This window comes from Rothia uropygialis (assembly GCF_004137765.1).
Lineage (GTDB): Bacteria > Actinomycetota > Actinomycetes > Actinomycetales > Micrococcaceae > Rothia.
Window position 1 is genome coordinate 124233 of the sequence record NZ_NOIS01000003.1, and the last position, 19271, is coordinate 143503.

General features: G+C 62.0%; 16 protein-coding genes. 1 reads left to right on the plus strand and 15 read right to left on the minus strand.

Annotated features, from left to right (window positions below; all coding sequences use genetic code 11):
- Positions 1-36: 36 nt before the first annotated feature.
- The 15 genes from EWV35_RS07360 to EWV35_RS07430 all read right to left on the minus strand — a co-directional run bounded on the left by EWV35_RS07360 (position 37) and on the right by EWV35_RS07430 (position 17446).
- Positions 37-699, minus strand: a complete 663-nt coding sequence (locus EWV35_RS07360) for a hypothetical protein (protein ID WP_129659968.1) — start codon at positions 697-699, stop codon at positions 37-39.
- Positions 700-709: 10 nt separating this feature from the next.
- Positions 710-2320, minus strand: coding sequence for a hypothetical protein (locus EWV35_RS07365; protein WP_129659970.1), 1611 nt, complete (start codon positions 2318-2320; stop codon positions 710-712).
- A 53-nt stretch (positions 2321-2373) separates the two neighbouring features.
- A complete protein-coding gene (locus EWV35_RS07370; RefSeq protein WP_129659973.1) occupies positions 2374-3438 on the minus strand; it encodes an SGNH/GDSL hydrolase family protein in 1065 nt (354 codons plus the stop codon).
- A gap of 27 nt (positions 3439-3465) precedes the next feature.
- Positions 3466-4350 carry a glycosyltransferase family A protein gene (locus EWV35_RS07375; RefSeq protein WP_129659976.1) on the minus strand — a complete coding sequence of 295 codons (885 nt, stop codon included), beginning with the start codon at positions 4348-4350 and terminating at the stop codon, positions 3466-3468.
- Positions 4347-5756, minus strand: a complete 1410-nt coding sequence (locus EWV35_RS07380; RefSeq protein WP_129659979.1) for a lipopolysaccharide biosynthesis protein — start codon at positions 5754-5756, stop codon at positions 4347-4349. Before EWV35_RS07380 ends, EWV35_RS07375 begins: the two co-directional genes overlap by 4 nt.
- 19 nt (positions 5757-5775) lie before the next feature.
- Positions 5776-7356 (minus strand): polysaccharide biosynthesis tyrosine autokinase, encoded by a 1581-nt coding sequence (locus tag EWV35_RS07385; RefSeq protein ID WP_129659982.1) that lies wholly within the window; start codon positions 7354-7356, stop codon positions 5776-5778.
- A 50-nt stretch (positions 7357-7406) separates the two neighbouring features.
- Complete coding sequence (locus EWV35_RS07390) at positions 7407-8126, minus strand: arsenate reductase/protein-tyrosine-phosphatase family protein (protein ID WP_129659985.1); 720 nt, start codon at positions 8124-8126, stop codon at positions 7407-7409.
- 41 nt (positions 8127-8167) lie between these two features.
- Entirely contained in the window at positions 8168-9505 is a 1338-nt protein-coding gene (locus EWV35_RS07395) for a hypothetical protein (protein WP_129659988.1), read from the minus strand.
- A gap of 21 nt (positions 9506-9526) precedes the next feature.
- Complete coding sequence (locus EWV35_RS07400) at positions 9527-10651, minus strand: glycosyltransferase (protein ID WP_129659991.1); 1125 nt, start codon at positions 10649-10651, stop codon at positions 9527-9529.
- A gap of 127 nt (positions 10652-10778) precedes the next feature.
- Entirely contained in the window at positions 10779-11369 is a 591-nt protein-coding gene (locus EWV35_RS07405; RefSeq protein WP_129659993.1) for a DapH/DapD/GlmU-related protein, read from the minus strand.
- The gene (locus EWV35_RS07410; protein ID WP_238654267.1) at positions 11366-13045 is read right to left on the minus strand and encodes an FAD-dependent oxidoreductase; all 1680 of its coding nucleotides are present in this window, start codon (positions 13043-13045) and stop codon (positions 11366-11368) included. Before EWV35_RS07410 ends, EWV35_RS07405 begins: the two co-directional genes overlap by 4 nt.
- Positions 13042-13935, minus strand: coding sequence for an aldo/keto reductase (locus EWV35_RS07415; protein ID WP_129659996.1), 894 nt, complete (start codon positions 13933-13935; stop codon positions 13042-13044). Before EWV35_RS07415 ends, EWV35_RS07410 begins: the two co-directional genes overlap by 4 nt.
- Complete coding sequence (locus EWV35_RS07420) at positions 13925-15184, minus strand: glycosyltransferase (RefSeq protein ID WP_165168435.1); 1260 nt, start codon at positions 15182-15184, stop codon at positions 13925-13927. The genes EWV35_RS07415 and EWV35_RS07420 overlap by 11 nt, the downstream gene beginning before the upstream one ends.
- Positions 15174-16226 carry a glycosyltransferase family 4 protein gene (locus EWV35_RS07425; protein WP_129660002.1) on the minus strand — a complete coding sequence of 351 codons (1053 nt, stop codon included), beginning with the start codon at positions 16224-16226 and terminating at the stop codon, positions 15174-15176. The genes EWV35_RS07420 and EWV35_RS07425 overlap by 11 nt, the downstream gene beginning before the upstream one ends.
- A gap of 2 nt (positions 16227-16228) precedes the next feature.
- Positions 16229-17446, minus strand: a complete 1218-nt coding sequence (locus EWV35_RS07430; protein WP_238654269.1) for a glycosyltransferase family 4 protein — start codon at positions 17444-17446, stop codon at positions 16229-16231.
- 616 nt (positions 17447-18062) lie between these two features.
- On the opposite strand from EWV35_RS07430, the gene EWV35_RS07435 reads away from it, so the two are divergent.
- Positions 18063-19271 (plus strand): Gfo/Idh/MocA family protein, encoded by a 1209-nt coding sequence (locus EWV35_RS07435; protein ID WP_129660005.1) that lies wholly within the window; start codon positions 18063-18065, stop codon positions 19269-19271.

Here is a 19271-nt window from a genome sequence, read left to right on the forward strand (position 1 = left end):
GTACCCGCGGCGGGCAGACCGACACACGATGTGCGGCTATCGCCCCAGGAGATTCGGGTAGATTCCGCGCATCACGTTCACGAGCTCGTCCGCCTGCTCGGGTGAGACCGCGAGGTCGAGGATGGCGAATTCGTACCACGTGATCGTCCCGTAGGCTGCACCGAACATGGACTCGAAATCCGGCTTGTTGCCGGCCGACAGGTCCCCGAACGCACGCTTGGTGTTGACCGTCAGATGGCTGTTCGCTCCGTCGAAACTGGCGATGAGAACCACATTCCGGTCGCGCGATTCGACATGGATCAGATCCTTGTCACGTTGCAGAGAGTAGGTCCCTGTCCTCTGTATCCGGCACGGTCCGAAGTCCGCGATGGGTCCCGTCTGCCCCGTGCAGGAAAAGACGCCGATCATCGTGAAAGCCGCGGCCCGCGAGTGCCGGAAGACAAATTGCCCTGATTGATAGGACCCCTTGGTGATCTGCAATCCGTTGCCGTCCGCGCTCTCGACGACTCGCACGTCCGCGGGCGTGGTCCGGACGGCGGCCGTGCGGCTCAGACCCATGGCATCGGGAATCCGGCTGGGATCCTCAGGGTTGACGGTGGATGCGACCCAGCGCGCAGCAACGGGCACTCCGAGATCCGGCAGAAGGTACTCGGCCAGGTTATTCGTGATTTTCGATTGAGTCCGAATCATCGTGGTCATGAATTTTCTCCTAGTCCGAGACCTGATCGAGAATCCGTCCGTTGCCGAGAACATAGTTCCGGCCGGTGGCACCGCCTCTGATGACTTCGCCAGAGGGGCGCTCATTGGTCAGTGAGCGGTGGGACACCGTGATCATGTTTTCCCGCGCCTCAGGGCCGAAGGCAAGGGCATGCTTCTGCCATCCGTAGAACGACCCAGGAGCCTGTTGCGCGGCCGTGGTCGACGAAAGGTTCAGAACATTCCTCGACCCTTCGACGAAGGCACCGACGTGCCCGGCGGGTGTTGTAGCTCTTACTGGGTTGCTGACCCGAGTCCGCCCGTCATCACCATAGACTTGAAGGGCTTGGTTCTCTTCGTTGGTCAACCACGGCTCCAGGTCATCGTCGGCCCGCATGGCCCACGGCGGAACGAGGTTGTTCGCGTCCACGGACATCTGGATATTCGCTCCTTCCGTTCCCGGGGAAATCCACAGACCGTGCCCCGAATGATTCTGGGAAGAAGACGACGAAACGGTGACGTCGGCTCCATTCCCGTGGAACTCCCAACCATTGGCCCACCTCCGTCGATACGCATTGCCGTCCGGCGCCGGGTGATTGAGAACCGCTGTTCCGGACATCCAGGTCTTGAGGTTCGAATAGTTCACGGATCCGTGCAGTGAACGGACCCCGGCGAATTCCGCTTGCCCCACGGTGCAATCGGACCAGGAACAATCAGGCGGAGAAATGAATCCGACGCCGGGCCGAATGGCCACCACATTGTGGAAGACGGTTCCTCCGTTCCCGCCCAGCCCAAAGACCGCCGTACCGTAGACATCGTTGATTCTCACGTTGACGACCAGGTTGTAGAGATCGAGACCTTCGTCGTCCTGGTCGGGCTTGGGCTCCGACCGTGCAATCCAAATTCCATGAGGCATGGCGCTGGCGTGACCCAGGGAGTTTCGGGCCCATTCCCGCCCCTTGGACCACACCGTTTGGTTGAAACGGTTTCCCTCCAACGTCACATCGCGAATTTCACTGCGATAGTTCTTGCGCCCGGAGGCGGATGGGGTCACGGCAATGATGGGTCTGTTCGCGGCATTGGGAAGAACGAATTTGGTAATTCTCTGACCGGATCCCGCCAGCGAGACGCCGGGAGCAAGGGTCACGCTCCCCAGCGTCGCGCCGGGAGGGAGGACCACCGTGCCTCCGCCGTTCTCGGAGACGGAGACTACCAGGCGATTCAACGCTTCTGTGTCGTCGGTACCGCTCTTCGGTTCCCATGCCATGCCCATGTTCGGATTGCGCTCGAGTACGGCGTCGGATTTGACTCCGCCAGCGGCCGCCGGAATGAGACCACCGTTGTGCTTGGACGAATACCGGAGGAGCCGGGGCGAGAGCGACCCCGAGGAATCGAGAAGGTCCACTCTCCGCACACCATCGGTCACCGCCAGGAGGCTGTCACCAGGCCCTTCGGGGTCGAAACCGAACTTCTCATATGCGTTTGCAGACGGATGTCCGTCCGGCTTCCGTGCCTCGATCCAGGTTGGCTCCGCATTCTTTCCGGTCGCGGCAAAGATGAGATCTTCCCGTGGATTTCCCTTGCCCTGTTTGGGATATCCACGCAGCGACCGCTCTTCCTTCATTGTTAGCTGTCCTTCCTCTTCATCTGAGAAATTGGCGGAGATGAAACCCCGCATCACACCAGGTGCAGGCGTTTGAATTCTTCGAACACGCCCGCGGCATACGCTTTTCCTCCAGGAATGCTGAGATGACCACGGACGTCCAGGGTCAGGGAGGCAGGAATGACGCCGTTGTCCTCGGCGGTCCGGTCCTTGCCGGTCATCCTCCGATCCGCCACGGCGAATGACTTCTCCCGGTGTTCGATCAGCCACCGGAAGGGCTCAATGAACGCATCCCCGAATTCCTGTTTGAGCCTTTCATTCCATGCATCGAGCTCCTGGCGCTTCGGAGCGCCGATCTCCTCGTCCTGCCACGCGGGGATCTCGGTCACCACGTACCTCGGTTGCTTCGCCGGGTGCTTCTCGATCATGGTTCGTATGTTCTTCACCAACTCATCGACGGATCCGCCGATATCCATGTCATTGCGTCCGAGAGCGAAGACGACCGAGTAATTCCGGTGGAACCCTTTGGTTCCAATGGACTGCTCATGGCGCGGGTCCACTGTGATGTCGACGGTTTCGGCGACATCGAGTCCTTCGCCGGACCAGGGTCGTCGGAACCATGTCCTCTTCGATCCCCTTGGCCGAATCATCTCTCCCCGGATTCCACAGATTTCGACAAGGTGCTCTACGCCCTCGTGCATCCGATAGGCCGGCGGATCGAAGTCGAGCAGCTCAACGCTGCCCTTCGCGGGAATCCGACCGCCGTCGACCCGTGCCCTCAGAGGCTCGCACCCCGTCCTGATCGCCGCGATCAACGAGGTGTCTCCAATCATGCTTGCGTCCATGTGCTCGTAGCCCGTGAGCTCCGCACATGCCGGAACCATTTTGGAAAGGTTGATGAAGGAGTCTCCGAGGTGCACCCACTCCTCACGGGAGGAGCGATGCCGGGCATTTCCCGTCGGGGGACCACTGCGTATCAAGGGGCGAGGCGACTCGATCCTTTTCAGTGGTTCCTGGCTGCATCCCGCCGTCATGAGCGAGGCCGACCCCAGGCCCAAGGCCCGAAACAGGGAACGCCTCGACGTCATCTGCCCGGCCCCGGAGACCGAAGCATCCGTCGCTGACTGGCACTGGACCATTGTCGATTTTTTCTCCTCGGACGAAGATCAGTCGATCACGGGTGCCTCTGCGGCAAGAATTCGAATGTCCTCACCGGTCAGCGTGGCCCGGATCTGCGCATCGTTCCCGTTCTCGGCGACATTGCTTTGATGCAGCGAGGACTTCTGCTGAAGGCCAGGAATGGAAACATAGGTCAGGCCCTCAGGGGAGACGAATCTCGCTTTGATACCTGTTCGGATCGCTTCGACATTGATCCAGATGTCGTCAGCGCGCGGGCAGGTCTTCGTGAAGTCAGTGCCATCCCGCAGGATGCGTTCCTGGAGCTTCCCGGGGAAGACGGCTCCGCTGCCGCCTGTCACGAAGTTGGCGTGGCTGAGGCTGGGAGCTTCGGCGGCACCCCATTCCGAGTACGGAGCCACCTCGGTCCCCCCTTTGGCAAGTGTCCACTGGTGGCATCGCACAGCGATCAGGTCGTGGGGATGCCGTTGATGAGCGGAACTCATGCGTTCTAACCAGCCGGAGGGATACATCAGGTCGTCGTCGGCCGTGACCAGGGCGAGTTCACGGCCCTCCGTCATCCGAATATACGGATAGAACTTCTTGAACGGACCGAAGTTCTCACACGTGAGAATCTCGAGACCGCGATGTTGCAGGCGAAGAAGCTGAGGATAGTTCTCGACGTCGAAGGTCTCGTCGTCGACCCACAGAATCATGCGTTGCGGTTTCACCCGGCCCTGGGCGATGGACTCGATCGCGAGCCACACCGTCGAGAGGCGGTGACCGTACGAGGTGATGTTGACGGCGACAGGTGCCTCTCCCAGGGCGGAGCCAGAGGAGAACCTGTTGATCAACCGAAGCCTCGCCATGGCCGCCGCCTTCCACGGAATGCGCAACGGCCGAGAGACCTGCAGGTCCAAAGGCGTTTCTGTCATCGTGAGACTCCTGTTTTCCGAAGGATTTTTCCCGCGGCCTTCGTCAGCATGGCTGCGTCATCGCTCGAGAGCGCGTAGAACGCCCGGAGACTGAACCCGAAGTGGCGGCGGAGGTAATAGATATTCAGATTGCCGGCCACCGCGCTCCCCACGAGGGTGGACAGCGCGGCCCCCATGCCGCCCAGCACAGGTGTCAGCCCCAAGAGGACGGCAAGGTTGAATGCGGCTCCGATGGCCATGGATCGGCTCCGGAGATCCGGTCTTCCTCGGCCCGAGAGCCCTGCGCCCGCGACCGATCCAGGGGCTCCCACGACGGCAGCGGCAAGAAGCACCAGAAGCATCGGGATCGACGCGGAGAACTCCGCCCCGAAGACCGGCCCCACCCAGAGGAACGACGTCGCAGCGATCGGCAAAGCGGTCAGGACCGTCAGAATCAAGGTAATCCGCGCCATCGTGGTCAGGCGTCGATCGGCATACTCCGAGGCGGCACCGTCCCCCGTATCCGCGGAATCTGCGGCAAAAACCACGTTGCGGAACGCGTTGGAGAGCACAGACGGGACCTCCCCGATGGTCACGGCAACGGCGTACAGTCCCTGCTGCTCCAGGGTGGTCAACTTGATCATGAGCGTCTGGTCGATCCGGCTCAGGATGATGCCGGACAGTGAACCGAACCAAATCTTCGACCCGTAGGACCACATCTCCCCGGCCGACTGAGGTTCTTCCCGTTCCGGTACCCCCCTGCCGTCGGTCCGAAGCCTCCAGAGTACGGGAACGTAGGCGAGAGCCCCGAGCACGGGAGACGCCAGTGTCACGAGCACGGCGTTGAGCACCGTCAAATGGCCTGTCCGCAACAGGACCACGAGCGCGACCAGCCGGAGCACCGAGAACAACCCTTGTTCCAAGGCCTGGTACTTCCACTGGCCGGTCGCGGCGGCGTATGCCCTCGGGATGAGAATCAGCATGTTCGGGACCAGCGCCACGGCCGTGAGCAGAAGGAGTGTCCGATACTCCTCCCCGTGACCGCTCGAAAGGAACGGGCTCAGCCCCCACACCGCGAGGGCGCAGAGCGCCCCGAGAGACAGCAATGTCCAGAGGGCCAGACGGAGCACCGAACGCCGTCGTCGGAAGTACCGCGCCGCAAAAAAGGTCAGGGCCTCCGGCATACCGAATGCTCCCGCGGAAGACGCAACCAGCACGATGGAGGTCACTCCGCCGAGTGCCCCGCGTCCGGCCTCGCCGAGCCCGTGGGAGAGAATGGGGGCAATGGCCAGGCCGGCGACGGGCGCCAAGAGGTTACTCAGCAGAGAATAGAAGAGCCCCGACCCCATGGAGGTCGGATTCTGCACTGGGGTGTTCTCGGGGGCTCGCCCCTTCGAGGGCCCGCGAGCTGATTCGGATTCGGACATGATCGGTGCCTGGACGACGTCAGACGCCGCTCTTTGCCTTTCCAGTCTTCCGACCTGAACCCTTCTTCCGCGAACGCTTCCCACTCCGCGAGGACTCGTTCTCGGCCTCGTAGTAGTAGTTCTTTCCGTAGTAGCTGTAGTAGCCGGCCTCGCTGCCCCGCGTGGGCACCTTGTTCAGCACCGTGCCCAACAACTGTGCGTTGATCTGTTCGAGGTTCTGCAACGACTTTCCGAGCTGATCGCGCGTGGTACCGCCGGCCTCGACGACAACCAGGGCTCCGTCGAATTTGGTGGCAATGATTGCCGAGTCGCTGACCGGGAGCAACGGCGGAGCATCCATGATGACCGTGCCCTTCTCGGCCAGCCGATCGATCATGGTTGAGAAGCGTTCCGAAGCGAGGATCTCCGAGGGATTCGGCGGAATGTGCCCCGCCGCCAGGACGAACAGGTTCGGATACGTGTGTACTTCCTGGATGACGTCGTCCATCTCGGCCCGGCCGATGATGACGTCGGTCAGCCCGACATCCGTGATCAGACCGAACCTCTTGGCAACCGTGGGACGCCGCAGATCGGCATCCACGAGGTAGACCGGGTCCCCGCCCTGGGCGAGGGCAATAGCGAGGTTGTCCGCCACGGTGGACTTCCCGTCCTCGGGAAGGCAGGAGGTCACCACGAACCGCCGGGGAGGCCGGTCCGGATTCATGAATTGCAGATTGGTCCGGATCTCTTTGAAAGACTCCACCACGCTGAAGTCACGCCGATGCGCTTGGGCGCCCAAAGACTCAGGTGGGATCAATCGCGATTCGCTCAGCGAATCGGACAACGGCACGGTGCCCAGCAAGGGGGAATTGCCCATGACCTCTCGAAGAATCTCGACCGAACGGATACTCCGGTCCCGGAAAGCCTGCAACAGGAGCAGAAACAGAACCACAACAAGCAGAACCAACGCACCCAGCGCGGCGTTCAACTTCACGTTCGGGGAGACAGGCGAGGTCGGCGTCTCGGCCTGCACGTATTCGATGAATTTGAGCACTGAATTGGCCGGATCGGCCTCTGATTCTTCCGATTCCTCAGAATCGGAAGAATCCTTGGGTGCGGCCGAGTTGCCCCCGGTCTCGACCCGTTCGACGTTCGTGGACAGGGCCTCGATCCACGCATCTGCGAGTTCCCGAGCGCTGTCAGGGTCCTGGGACCGAACCGTGACCTGGATCTGCGCCGTGTCCAGCGGGACGGCGACCGAAACCATGCCGAGCGCCTGCTGCGGCGTGAGGTCGAATCCGGTGGACCGGATGGCGTCCTCGGCCACACCGCGTGAGGTCGCGAGACTCTTGTACTGGGTCGCCTTCGACTTGGCAAGGGTGTCCGTGGTCGAGGCCAGAGCAATACTGTTGTTGTTGTCGGTTGTGACAATCCCCGTAGCGTCGGCCGCGTACACGCGCGGTTGGAGGGCCGAAACGCCGACGCCGATCAACGCACCGACGACCACACCGATCACCAGAAAGTACCAACGGCGGCGAACAGTACGCACAAACGCCTCAACCAGCCCCGAACTCTTTTCCGACGCGGTTCCATCGATCAACACTGGGTTCTTCTCGCCCATACCTACTTGTCTCTCCAATACGTTTTGTGGTTCCCGTTCTTCGAAGCGCCTCAGCGGAACATCTTTCGCAGGAACTGGTCGATGGCCACGAAGACCTCTTCCCCGGTTTGGCGGTAGACCGCCACGTCCTGGAGATAGGGGTCGACGATGTCCAGGTCGGCCTCCGCGTCCCGACCGACCTGGGAGCGTCGGGAGGATGCCTCCGCAACGAACGCGGAGCACTTCTGGACGAGGTTCTCCGCGGAGCTGAAGGAATCCACGGGTTCCCACTCGACGAGCTCTGCCAACCGCGCGAATTCCTTAAGCGTGAAGGTCTTTTTCAGCGCCCTTGGAATCGCGGACAGAACCTCGGATCGCTGCTCGGTGGTCGCAGTCAGCACCAGGTCTGCCTCGTTGATTCCATCCACGGTGATGGCCCGTGGCCGGTGAGCGGACAAGTCAAATCCACGGGATGAGGCGATGTCCAGGATCTCCTGGGGCACCTCGACCTCCGGGTTGGCCCCCGTACCCCCGGACTCTGCTCGCACGGGGATGTCTCCCGTGACGTCGTTGAGGTATCCCATGGCCAGCGCCGACCGGCAGACATTTCCGGTGCACACGAAGTAGACCCTGAATCCCAATGGAACGGCTTCCGCCTCCGCCCGCGGTTCCGGGGAGCCAGAAGCGGACGGCGTGGGCACGGCTGCTGCAGGTTCGGTCGGTGCAGGTTCGACCTGGTTGACCTCAGGGGTCGAAGGACCGTCAGGTTTTTTGTGCCAAGGACTAAACATCGAAATTCTCCGTGATTCTGTGAAAGGACGGATGAGGGACGCTAAGCATGTCCCGGCTTCCCCACCGCCAAAGCGCGGTGTGACGGTATCTGCTCCATGACGGCGTCTCCAGGCGCTGATCTGGCTTTTCGACGCCCGGAAAAGAAGCCCGGGCGAGGGCCTGCGTACCCGTAGTCGGTGTAGTGTTTACCAATCGTCGCGAAACCCAGCGCGATCCAGGTCAGGTAGGCGCCCACCTGGTTCGAGGTGAATCCGCTGTTGGTCAGGTTATTGGCGATCATCTCCAGCGCGCCGAGCGCCATGACCACGCCGGCCGCGATCCGCATATTCCTCACGGCCAGGAAGATCTGGAGCACCAGCAGCACCGCCGCGGTGATGAGGCCATAGTCGGCACCCACGATCAGGTACGCGTTCTCAAGGGAGGAACCCAGGACCCCCGATCCACGGAAGTCGCGGTTGCCCGGGTATCCCGTGAACGTGAAGAGGTGCCAGTGGCTTTCGGCCCACACGTAAGCTTGCTTCCGAAGTTCGGAGGACCCACCGTCATCCTCGATCTTCGTGGTCAACGCCTGGCCGACCTCGGTTCCCAACATCCAGACAAAGGTTCCGACCATAAGGATGAGGCCCACGAGCTTCGTCAGGATCCGGTCCTTCCCTGCAAGGATCACCGCCACGGCCGTAATCACGGCGGCGAGCATGGACGCCCGACCGTTGCCGAGCAGGGCGCCGTACAGATACAGACCGATGAACGCCCATCGAAGGATGGGAATCCGAATGAAGTAGGTCAGGGCAACCATGAAGGCGCAGAGCGCGGTGAAGTCCAGTCCCGTCTCCACGAATCCCTGGCTGCGCCCGATCTCGTCAATTCCTTGCAGTTGCCACAGAGCCGACTTGGCGGTCTCCTCGAAGACGATAATGTGTCCGGTGATGTTCTGCTGAATAGCCAGGTACATCTGCACCAGCATCGCCAGGTGCATGGCCCAGGCGACCTTGCGCAACCCCTGAAATCCCGATCTGAAGATGACCATCTTGAACATCAGGTACAGCACGAAGGGCGGAAGATAGACGACCGCGATGTTGATCAGGCTGCCCGTGAACGAGTTGAAGATCGACAGCACGTTGGCCATGATCAGGGCGCAGAACAGGAGGAAGACGGCAATCTCGAGGTACGACGACCTCAGAACCTTCTTCACCCGGGGCCAGTAGAAAATGGTCTGGATGAGTGCCGATGCCATGACCATGTATCCGGCGGGGTGCAGCCCGTTGAACCATTCGCTGGCCTGGTACGCCGGGAGGAACAGGCGTACCAGGATCGGGGCCGAGAGGAGAATCAGGGGCCTGGAGGCGAACAGCAACGCGAAAATGAGGGAGGCTCCCATAAGGAGCAGCGTCGGCATCATTCAGGAAGCCACATCCCTGTACAGGTCCAGCAGCTGTTGGGCGATGCGCTCCATGGTCGCGTGATCGGCCACGAATGTTCTTCCCGCGCTCCCCATGGTCAGCCGGCTCTCGGGGCTTTCCAGCAATCGGCCGATCATCTCGGCGAGCTCAATGGGACCGTATCCGGCAACCAGTCCTCCGCCCGAGGCTTTGACCTCCGGGGCAAGCCCGCAGTCCTCCATAACGACGACGGGCAGACCAGTGCTCATGGCTTCCAGAACCGTCATGCCAAAGGGCTCATCGCGGGAAGGAAGAACGTAGACCGAAGATTTCGCCATGCGACCGAGGGTTTGGTCAGCGGGAAGTGCACCATTCCAGCGAATGCGCCCCGCCGCGTCGTCGACCTTGAGACGGCGTCGCACCTCCTCGGCCTCACCTTCGTCTGGTCCAACGAGGGTGAAAGTCGCCTCGGGATGGCGCGGGGCCAGGCGCTGGGCTGCCTCAACGAAGGCCAGAGGACGCTTGCGCTCCTGGAGTCGCGCCAGAAAGAGGACATCGGGAGAAGGCTTCTCAGGACGAGCGGCAACATCGGCCATAGGAACGCCGTTGCGAACTACGGTCACGCAATGGGACGCAAGCCGCGGATCAACCGCGCACAAATCTGCTGCCTCGGCCTTGGTCAGTGCAAGCACCTTCTTGGCCGCGCGAAATGCAGGTCGTGTCCCCAGAGCATCCACGGGCTTGGCCAGCGGCTGGGAACTCGGGTCGATCATCCCGTGGGTCTGGAGCACGGTCGGCACGCGGAGGATCTGGAGGAGTCTCGCCGCGGGCAGCGTCACGAGGTCACGTGCCATATGGATGTGGGCGACGTCGAAGATGCGGCCGTGCTTCGCGAGCCACAGGAGCAACTGCGGAGAGGTGACACCTGCGAAGCTCTCCCGCATCAGACGCCGGGCCGGGAACAGCTCCACAGGGACACCGCAGTATTCCGAGGGCATCTCGTCCGCGTACCCTTCCGCGGCGGCAACGAGCAGAACATCGTGTCCCTGCTTCTTCAGCTCGGCGAGCTGATTGCAGGACACTCGCAGAGGACCACCCAAGGACCCATGAGGGTCCACCATCGTGACCACATGCAGAATTCTCAAACCGTTCCCCCAAGAAACAGATATTCGCCGTCTCGAACATTCCCCCATGTCGGACCGACGAAATAGTCGCCGAAAATTTTATACCAACCCGACTTTGTCAACAAAGCGCCTAGTCAGGCCGGTATTTTCACTCGGACGACTCTCTTTGCGCCCTGTCCGGGGATGAATTCGACTCGACGTCCGCGTCTCTTCCGGGCAGAACCCTGGCCAGAGGAGCGAGCACCTTCGACCCCGCCGGAACCGACTTCGCGACCAGCGCTTGCGCTCCGACCAGGGAGTCGTCGCCGATGTCTACACCTCGCAGCACGGTCGCCCGAGCGGCAATCCAGCACCGGTCCCCGATGGTGATGGCCCCGTTGTCGAACTCGAAATTCGGGTGATCGAATTGGTGTGATCCAGTACACAAAAAGGTATCTTGGCTGAGACACGTGTTTTCGCCAATCGTGACCGGTTCGAGATTCAGAATCCACGTTCCGACGCCGACCCAGGAATTCTTCTTGATATGCAGTTTCCACGGCCAATGAATGGTCACCCCATGACGAATGAGAACGTTCTCCTCGATTCTTGCTCCAAAGGCACGCAGTACGGCGGTGCGGATCTTCGGAGGGCACCACCAACGCTGGAGGAACGCGCCCTGCACGGACAGCCACAGTGCCTGAATCGCTTTTGGCCGCCCTTTGTCGTAGCCGTACCCCTGAAAACCCGTCAGGTCCTTCATCGGTCGTCCTCCTGTTGCAGTTTTAGGGCCAGGTGGTCGGCCAAGCGTATGGACAGGGCCACGTCCGTAAGCGTCGGACCCGCCATGCCGGCGGTCGGGAAAGTGCCGGTGGTCGCCAGATAGAGGTTCGGGGACGACCACACGCGCAGATTCGGGTCCACGACCGAACGCGTGGGATCGGAGCCCATGCGCACCAGACCCATCTGATGGGTCGCGTCCACGAGAGTCATCCCGAGCATGTCGTCGAGAGTCGGCGGGGTATACGTTCCCCAACCGGATTCCTTGATCCCTTCGGCCAGGATCTCCAGTGACCGATGGTAGTTTTGGCGGTCGGCGTCGGAAACCCGGTGGCGGACGTCGAGGCGCGGAACACCAAAGGCGTCCTTTTCCGTCCTGGAAAGAACCACACGCTGTTCCGGATCGGGCGACTGTTCGGCGTCGAACCGGATACGGTAAACGCCCTGTTTCGAGTAGCGCGAGAACATGGGCAGGGTGCGTGGATCGAGAATCCTGTCCCGAACCCACCGCGCACCGAAGGCACCGATCGCGGGAAGCCCTCTGAGGACATTGAGCACGTGCCCGCGAGGATCCTCGAGTCTGGCGTACCTGCGGTGCATACCCGTGCCCTTGAACCCACCGGTCATCGTGAGCAGCTTGCGCACCAGCGCAAACGAAGACAGGAGCGGATCGCCGTGGTCGGGAGTCCGGGGATCCTGGTACCACACGGCAAAACCCATGTTGAGAAGACCCTGTTCGCGCCGAACCTTCTCCTCGAGCTGCAACAGGCGGCGGACCCACACACCATCGTGGCTCTTGGTCGGGGTCACCGAGTGTCCGACGGCTTTGGGGTCCTTGACCCGGAGCTCCCCGACTTCGGCAATCGGGTGGATCATGTAATGACGGCCGATCTGGTCGTGATCGTCCCGGACCCCGGAGTTCAGGAGAATGCGGGTGGTCTCCAGGCCACCGGCGGCGATGACCACGTGCGTGCCCCTCGCGGTGAAATGTCGACCCGGTTGCGTCTGGCCCTCAACGCGATCAATGACACCGGTTTCAGGATTCTGCACCACGTGGGTCACGTTCGCGTGGTGCATGACACGAATGTTCGGGTACGTGGCAAGATCCTTGCTGAGGGCTCCGGCGAAGCGAATGGGCGGCGACCATCGCCACACGGCCTTCGAATTGATGGTCTTCGATGGGCCGATCAGATCCCCGGGGTCCCCAGGGATGGCCTGCGCCCCGGTCCACTCGAAGGATCGCAGATCGAGAGCCTGGGCCGCGCGGCGATAGTACGGAAGCATCTGATCCCGGGTGACCGGCCATGCCTCGGTCGAGAAGTCATCATGGCGACGCTGTTCGAAGTCCAGCTGGTCGAATGGGTAGGTTCGGCCGCCCCACTGCATCGAGGCTCCGCCGAGCCTCTTGGTTCGCGCCTTCTCCAGAGGCTCGACGACCTGGGATGCGGCCTCACCCTTGAGGGTGTCGTCCGCTTCGGTGGATCCGCGCACGTCGCCGCCTTCCAGCACCAGGATGTCGACGCCTGTCGGCGCCAGTTCCCGGGCAACGGTGGCTCCGGCGGGGCCGGTGCCGACCACCAGAACCGTAGCGGACATACGGGCTCCGGCAGGCAGGTCCCGAGCGTCCGTCAGCTGATTCTTCGACAGTGGTGTCTTCACAGTGTCTCCTCCAGGCGTCTGATGTCTTCCTCCAGCGCTCCCCGCATGATGGCGCCCACGTTGTCCCTGACGTGCCTCGGGTTGCTCATTCCCAGCAGGACCGCGTCCACGCCGTCCATCCGGTAAACCCCTTCGACCAGCGCGGCGACGATTCGCGAGCCGTCCAGGCCCGACGCTGCGGCTCGCCGCATGAGCGCTCCGTCGCCGAGTACCGCGATCCCGACGGTCGTGACGCGTTCCCGTTCCGGATGGGACCGCACGGTATCCAAAGTCGAGGTGTCACCGAGATTGACCGGAATCTGGAGCCAGGTGGCACCCGGCGCATCCAAAAGCGCCGTCGCGGCATCGGCGTCCCGGACGGACGCTCCCCATGCCCGGATCATCCCGGACTGTTTCATACGGTTCAGCTCGCGGACGACCTCCTCACGCCGCAGATCCGCGGCACGAGGTTCGTGCAGGAGCAGGACGTCCAGTTCGTCCCGGGCCTGTCGTTTCAGACACCGATGAGCCGCCTCCCGAAGGTATTTCGGGGAGAAACAAGTATCCGCCCGTCCGGCAGCCCGCAAGCCGCTGAGACCCGGACGGCGCTCTCCGCCGAAGGCCGCGGAGGCCAGACCGATAGGTGTCTTGAGGAGACCGACCTTGGTCATGACCACCGTGCGCGGCCGGGTCCTCACCACGCGTCCGACGATCCTCTCGCTGATCCCTCGTGCGTAGACGTCCGCCGTGTCCACCAGGCCGAGGCCCAGGTCGAGTGCCTGGCTCAAGGCAGCCGTGCCCTCCGCGATTCCGCGCTTCTGCCAGAATGCGCCGAGCCGCGCGGTTCCCACGCCGAGCGATGTAGTCTCGAACTCGCCCATCGGCCCGTGCTCCAAAAGGTCAGTGCGCATGGCTCTCCTCACCAACGGCCTGTTCGACGACCGTTCCCCAAGCGTTGTAAATGTGTTCGGGCGACATGCTCGTTCCGAGCAGGTCGTACCCGGCCCGTCCGATGTCGCGTGCTCGTTCAGGATGATCCATGAGGTCCTCGACCGCGTCAGCGAGGCCGCTCGCCGTATCCGCGACCAATGCACTCACGCCGTTCCGCACTGGGATGCCCGCCACGCCCATCGGGGTCGCCACGACGGGTAGGCCGATGCTCAGAGCATCGAGGACCTTGGTCTTGACCCCTGTCCCTGCCCGGATCGGTGAGATGAGCATGCGGCTCGCCGACATCTCGGTCGGCAGATTCTCCACATACCCCAAAAACTCGAAGGGTGCTCCCGCGAACTCCTGGATCTGTTCCGGACTCGCCTTGCCGATGACACGGATTCGCACACGCCGGCCGCGCCTCTCCAGCTCAGGCACCAGCTCGTCCCTGATGTAGCGCAATGCCGCAATATTGGGTCCGTAATGCAGGACTCCCAGGAACGTCAGGGTTCCGGCAGCAGCCTGATCAGCCGAGCAGATTCGCCCTTGCTCCACCGCCATGGGGATCCCCAGCACTTCCCGTCCCGTTCGGAGCGACAGACGCCGCGCTTCGTCATAGCTGGTCAGTGCCACAACGCGGGCTTCACGAGCAATCGAGTCCTCACGCCTGCGAGCCAGTTTTGCTTCGACACCGAGCAGGCACTTGGCCACGGCCTCCGCCCCGGGGCGCGCAAGGCGAGGAATCCGGTCCCCGAAGTACCCCAGAACCGAATCGTTGTTGTCGCGGAAGGTTTTGGAGGAATATCGCTCGGAGAGGAGATCGTCCAGGTGCATGACCACGGGCAGTCCCACGGTTCGTGCCAGATCCCACGTCCGCAGACCGTCCCCGACGACGACGTCGCTGTTTAGTTCTCGGGCGATCTCCCGAACCTTGTGAATCAGTGCCCGGCCGCTGAACAACGCCTCGTTGAGAGACCGACCTCTGAGAAGAGCGCAAGGCACGAGCGCGGCGAGTGCGCCGAGGCGCGGGGGATGAATCCTGCGGACCTCGCATCCCAGCCATGCAGTGGGCCCGTCCTCGTGAGTGATCGCAAGTACGTCGACGTGGTGCCCATGCCGTTGCAGACCGCGGACGGCGGATTCGAGAACCGCGATGCGTCCCGTCCGAACCCCGGTGACATCCCGGACGGCGAGGAGAAGGATTCTGCGTGGCTTAGCCTTACCTGCCACGGCGCGCCTTCCGAGCCGTACGCTCCACAGCGTCATAGAAATTGTCCACGAAAGCGGCAACACTGTACTTCTGTACGTGCGCCGGAACGCGAGCCCTGATCGATGCGCGGTATTCATTGTCGGTCATCAGCCGCTCGAGCTCATCCGTCAGGGAGTCGACATCGTTGGGGCGGAATCGTGCCCCCGCGTCCCCAATGGCTTCGGGCAGACCGCCGTGGTCGGCCACGAGAGTGACGCATCCGGATGCTGCGTTCTCGAGCGCGACCGTTCCGAAAGGCTCGGGAAACCTCGAAGGCACAACGGCGATCTCGTGGCGGTTGAGTTCTTCGCAGATTTCCGTACCCTTCATGGCGCCAAGGAGAGTAACGTCCTCGTGAAGTCCGAGCTCGCTGACCAGAGTCTCGATCTCTGCTCTGTAGTCGCCGTCGCCAATGACATTGAGCTTGGGGGAAAGGCCCTTGTCCTTGAGATTCTTCATGGCTTGGAGCAAGAGATCGACTCCCTTGTCCGCGCTCAGCCTTCCCAGGTAGACGAGAGAGGACGGATCCCTGGGCTCCGTATTGGTGATGCGGAAGATGTCTTCCCGAAAGCTGTTGTAGATGACCTCGACGTCGCCGCGGACGTGGCCGGCCAGCGCCTGGGAGTTCGAGACCAGGGTGTCGGCCCGTTCTACGAGCCGATATTTGAACCAATACTTGATCGTGTTCAGCGGCCCGAACTTCTCACCCGGAAGCGTGATCCAGGTACGGAGCACCACGAGCCACGGCTTTCGGAGGAACAGCTGGGGCCAGTAGAACTGCATGCACGGGTTGTTGTGGAACACGACGTCCGCTCCGGCGACAGCCTTCCACAGCTGCAATGGGCTCGGCTCACGCAGGACCGTGAACGGAAAGTCCTTGTGAGGCTCGGTCTCGTGCGTGTGCGTGACGACGACGACCTCGGCTTGGTGACGCTCGACGAATCCCTTGGCCAGAAGCTCTGCCGTCACCTCGACTCCGCCGAAGTCCGGGTGGAATCGATGAACCATGATGACCACACGCATGGCTACTCTCCCTTCTTGAGCGGCGCAGTTTCGCCGTTCTCCGTAGGCAGTCCAGCGCCCTGACGAACTTTCCCCCGGAAACCGGCCCACGAGAGCCTTTCCGAATGGTCGAAGGCGAGGTCCCGATAGGATCTCCGAGGGTCATAGGTGTCGGCTATCCGTTGAAGCCCGTCGACCAGGGATTCGATGGATCCAGGCTCGACTACAACCCCGAGATTCTCCGGAAGTTCCATATCCACGATTCCGGTATTGAAGCTGGCGAGCAAGCGACACCCTTGGGAAAGCGCCTCGCTCAGCACCAGGCCGAATCCTTCGGCAATCGACGGGAGTAGCAAAGTGTCAGCCGTACGCATCCGGGCGAGCACTTCCGGTTTGGAATGGCGGCCGACGAACTCGATGTTGGAAACGCCCTGCGCAAAGTCCTCGATCTCCGGATCATGGCGCGATGTGACCAGAGTCAGAGTCGCATTCTTCAGGGCTGCCCTGCGCCACGCCTCGACCAGAATATGGAGCCCCTTGCGAGCGATGCCCTGACCCACGAAGAGCATGGAACAGGTGGGGCCCGCCGCGGCATCCTCGACGATACGCTCCGGCCGGGGACCGCCGTAGGGGGCAACCGTAATGCTTTCCGGGTCCATCCCCTGGGCGATCAACCCTCTCTTGGTGAACGACGACGCGCAGATGGCGCTGTCCGCCAGACTCACTTCTGCGACGTGTTGCTCCTGCATCCCCGGGTCCAGCTCCTCAGCCTCGCGCAACCAGGGGCGCACGCTGTGAAGATCATCGACCGTGGAGAGAGTGTCGACGATGAACTGAGGGGAAACCTGATACTGGAACAGAATCCGGCGCCCGGTGGACGGACCTTGGAAAGCTTGGAGGGCCGAGCCGGAGTACAGCAAAAGATCCGCCTCGGGCTTCTGCGCGGCCACCCGGGCAATCGTCGCACCCAGGCGGGACTCGACCAGGGCCGTCGGGAAGTCCACCGACCTCTTGATCCGCCGCTTGACCTCGTACGGCAGCTGGGCCGCGAAGGCCCCGAAGGACTGACGAACCTGTGACGGATCGATGAGCGGGGTGCGGCGATGGCTCAGCGTGGGGACGGAGAAACCGCGGCCCTCGTAGTAATCGGTGACGAAAGTGTCCAGCGCGGACACTTCGGCAAGCGCGGCCGGAACCTGGTAGGAATCACGGTCCCGGTTATGCCCGACAATAAAATTCAAGGCCCCCACCTCAAAAAGTCTTAGCGTCACAATCAAAGAGTGACAACAGAGTTCCCGCCTGCGGCAAAACGACGGGAAAGCAAATCCTGGACAATCTTACATACGGCGAGGGCCGCACGAAGGGGCGTAGTGACGATGCAGACGGTACCGCGCTTTGGCTCCAGGAGCCTCAAAGAGAGGCAAAATCGTGCTCTGACTATGTAAAACAGAGATGGTTTCCACAAACTTCACAGGTACGAAGCGAAGTCACACAATGTGTTTTACTTCACCCTCAAAGGGGCATCCGACGGAAGACCCCGCGCGAATCCAAAAACTCCCCCACGATCGAGGAAGGAGGTCGGAGACGACGCCGCCGTTTTGGCATCCCGTTGAAAGCGGGAGCTCTCGCCATGCCCCCCCCCTCAACGATCCCGAGGGTCGACCCTGCCGGAGAGAGCACCCGTGTTACGAACTTCCCGCCCATGTCGCGCAGAACATTGAAGAACGAGTCGGCATCAGTCAGAGAGATCGATTCAACCAAGATGGTCCTGAAACCTCTGCACCCGACCCCTTGACCTGTGACCCACAACTCAGAATACTTGTCCTGACAAACTGTCATTAGGCTTAAGGGGAATCCATGAATGGTCAGAAGCTCTCAGTCGCGGTCATCGGTGCAGGAATGGCTGGTCGCGCGCACGCCTACGGATATCGGCAGGCGGGCTCCGTCTTCGACCCCCAGTTCCCTGACATCCACCTTGCGGCCGTAGCGGACATGAACGTCGAGCTGGGCCAAGACACCGCGCGCCGCTATGGATTCGACAAGACCTATTCGGACTGGACCGAGGTCGCCGAAGACCCGGAGATCGATGCCGTGAGCATCGTCGTCGGCAACGCATTACACCTTCGCATCGCGAAAGGGCTGCTGGAGGCCGGTAAGCACGTGCTCTGCGAGAAACCTCTTGCCGGAACACTCGAAGATGCCGAAGCAATGGTCGAGCTGGAGAAAGAATACGGACAGAAGACCGACCGGCTCGGCCGCCCGCTCGTCACCTCGGTCGGATACACGGTCCGCCGAATGCCCGCACTGAACGCCGTCAAGCAGAAAGTCGACTCGGGCGAATTCGGCCCGGTCACCAACTTCATCTCCACCTACCTGTGCGACTACTCGTGTGACGAAAAGGCTCCCATGTCATGGCGCTACAAGGGCGGCCCCGGATCGGGCGCCTTGGGCGATCTCGGATCGCACGTGATCGACACGGGCGAGTACATCAACGGTCCCGTGACGTCCGTCCGTGGCGCCTTCATGGACACGATCTACAAACAGAGGCACCTTCCGCTGGGTGCAGTGGTCGGCCACGGCCACGTAGAGGTCTCGGACGAGGTCGAACCGGTCGAAAACGAAGACTTCCTGACCTTCACCTGCACCTTCGCCAACGGCGCGATAGGCACGTACACCATCTCCCGCGTCGCCTTCGGAACGCCGAATTTGCAGACCTACCACGTGGTCGGCCCGCAAGCTCAGGCTTCCTTCGATATCACCAAGCCGGCCGAGTTCATGTATGACGACGCCCAGGCCAGTCCCGATACCCGTGGGCAGCGCCGCGTGATCCTGAACTCTGACACACCGTTGTACGCGAACTCTTGCGCAATGGACGCTCCCGGAGTTGGCTGGAATTACAACGACAACTTCGCGATCCAGGCCCGTGCGTTCCTCGAGCAGGTCTCCGGGACGTCGAGCCAGCTGGCGCCGTGCGGCTCCTTCGCCGAGGGGCTCCACACGTTGCAGGTCATCCAGGCCATCGCGGAGTCAGCAGACAAATCCGGCGCGGAAGTGAAGGTCCACTGA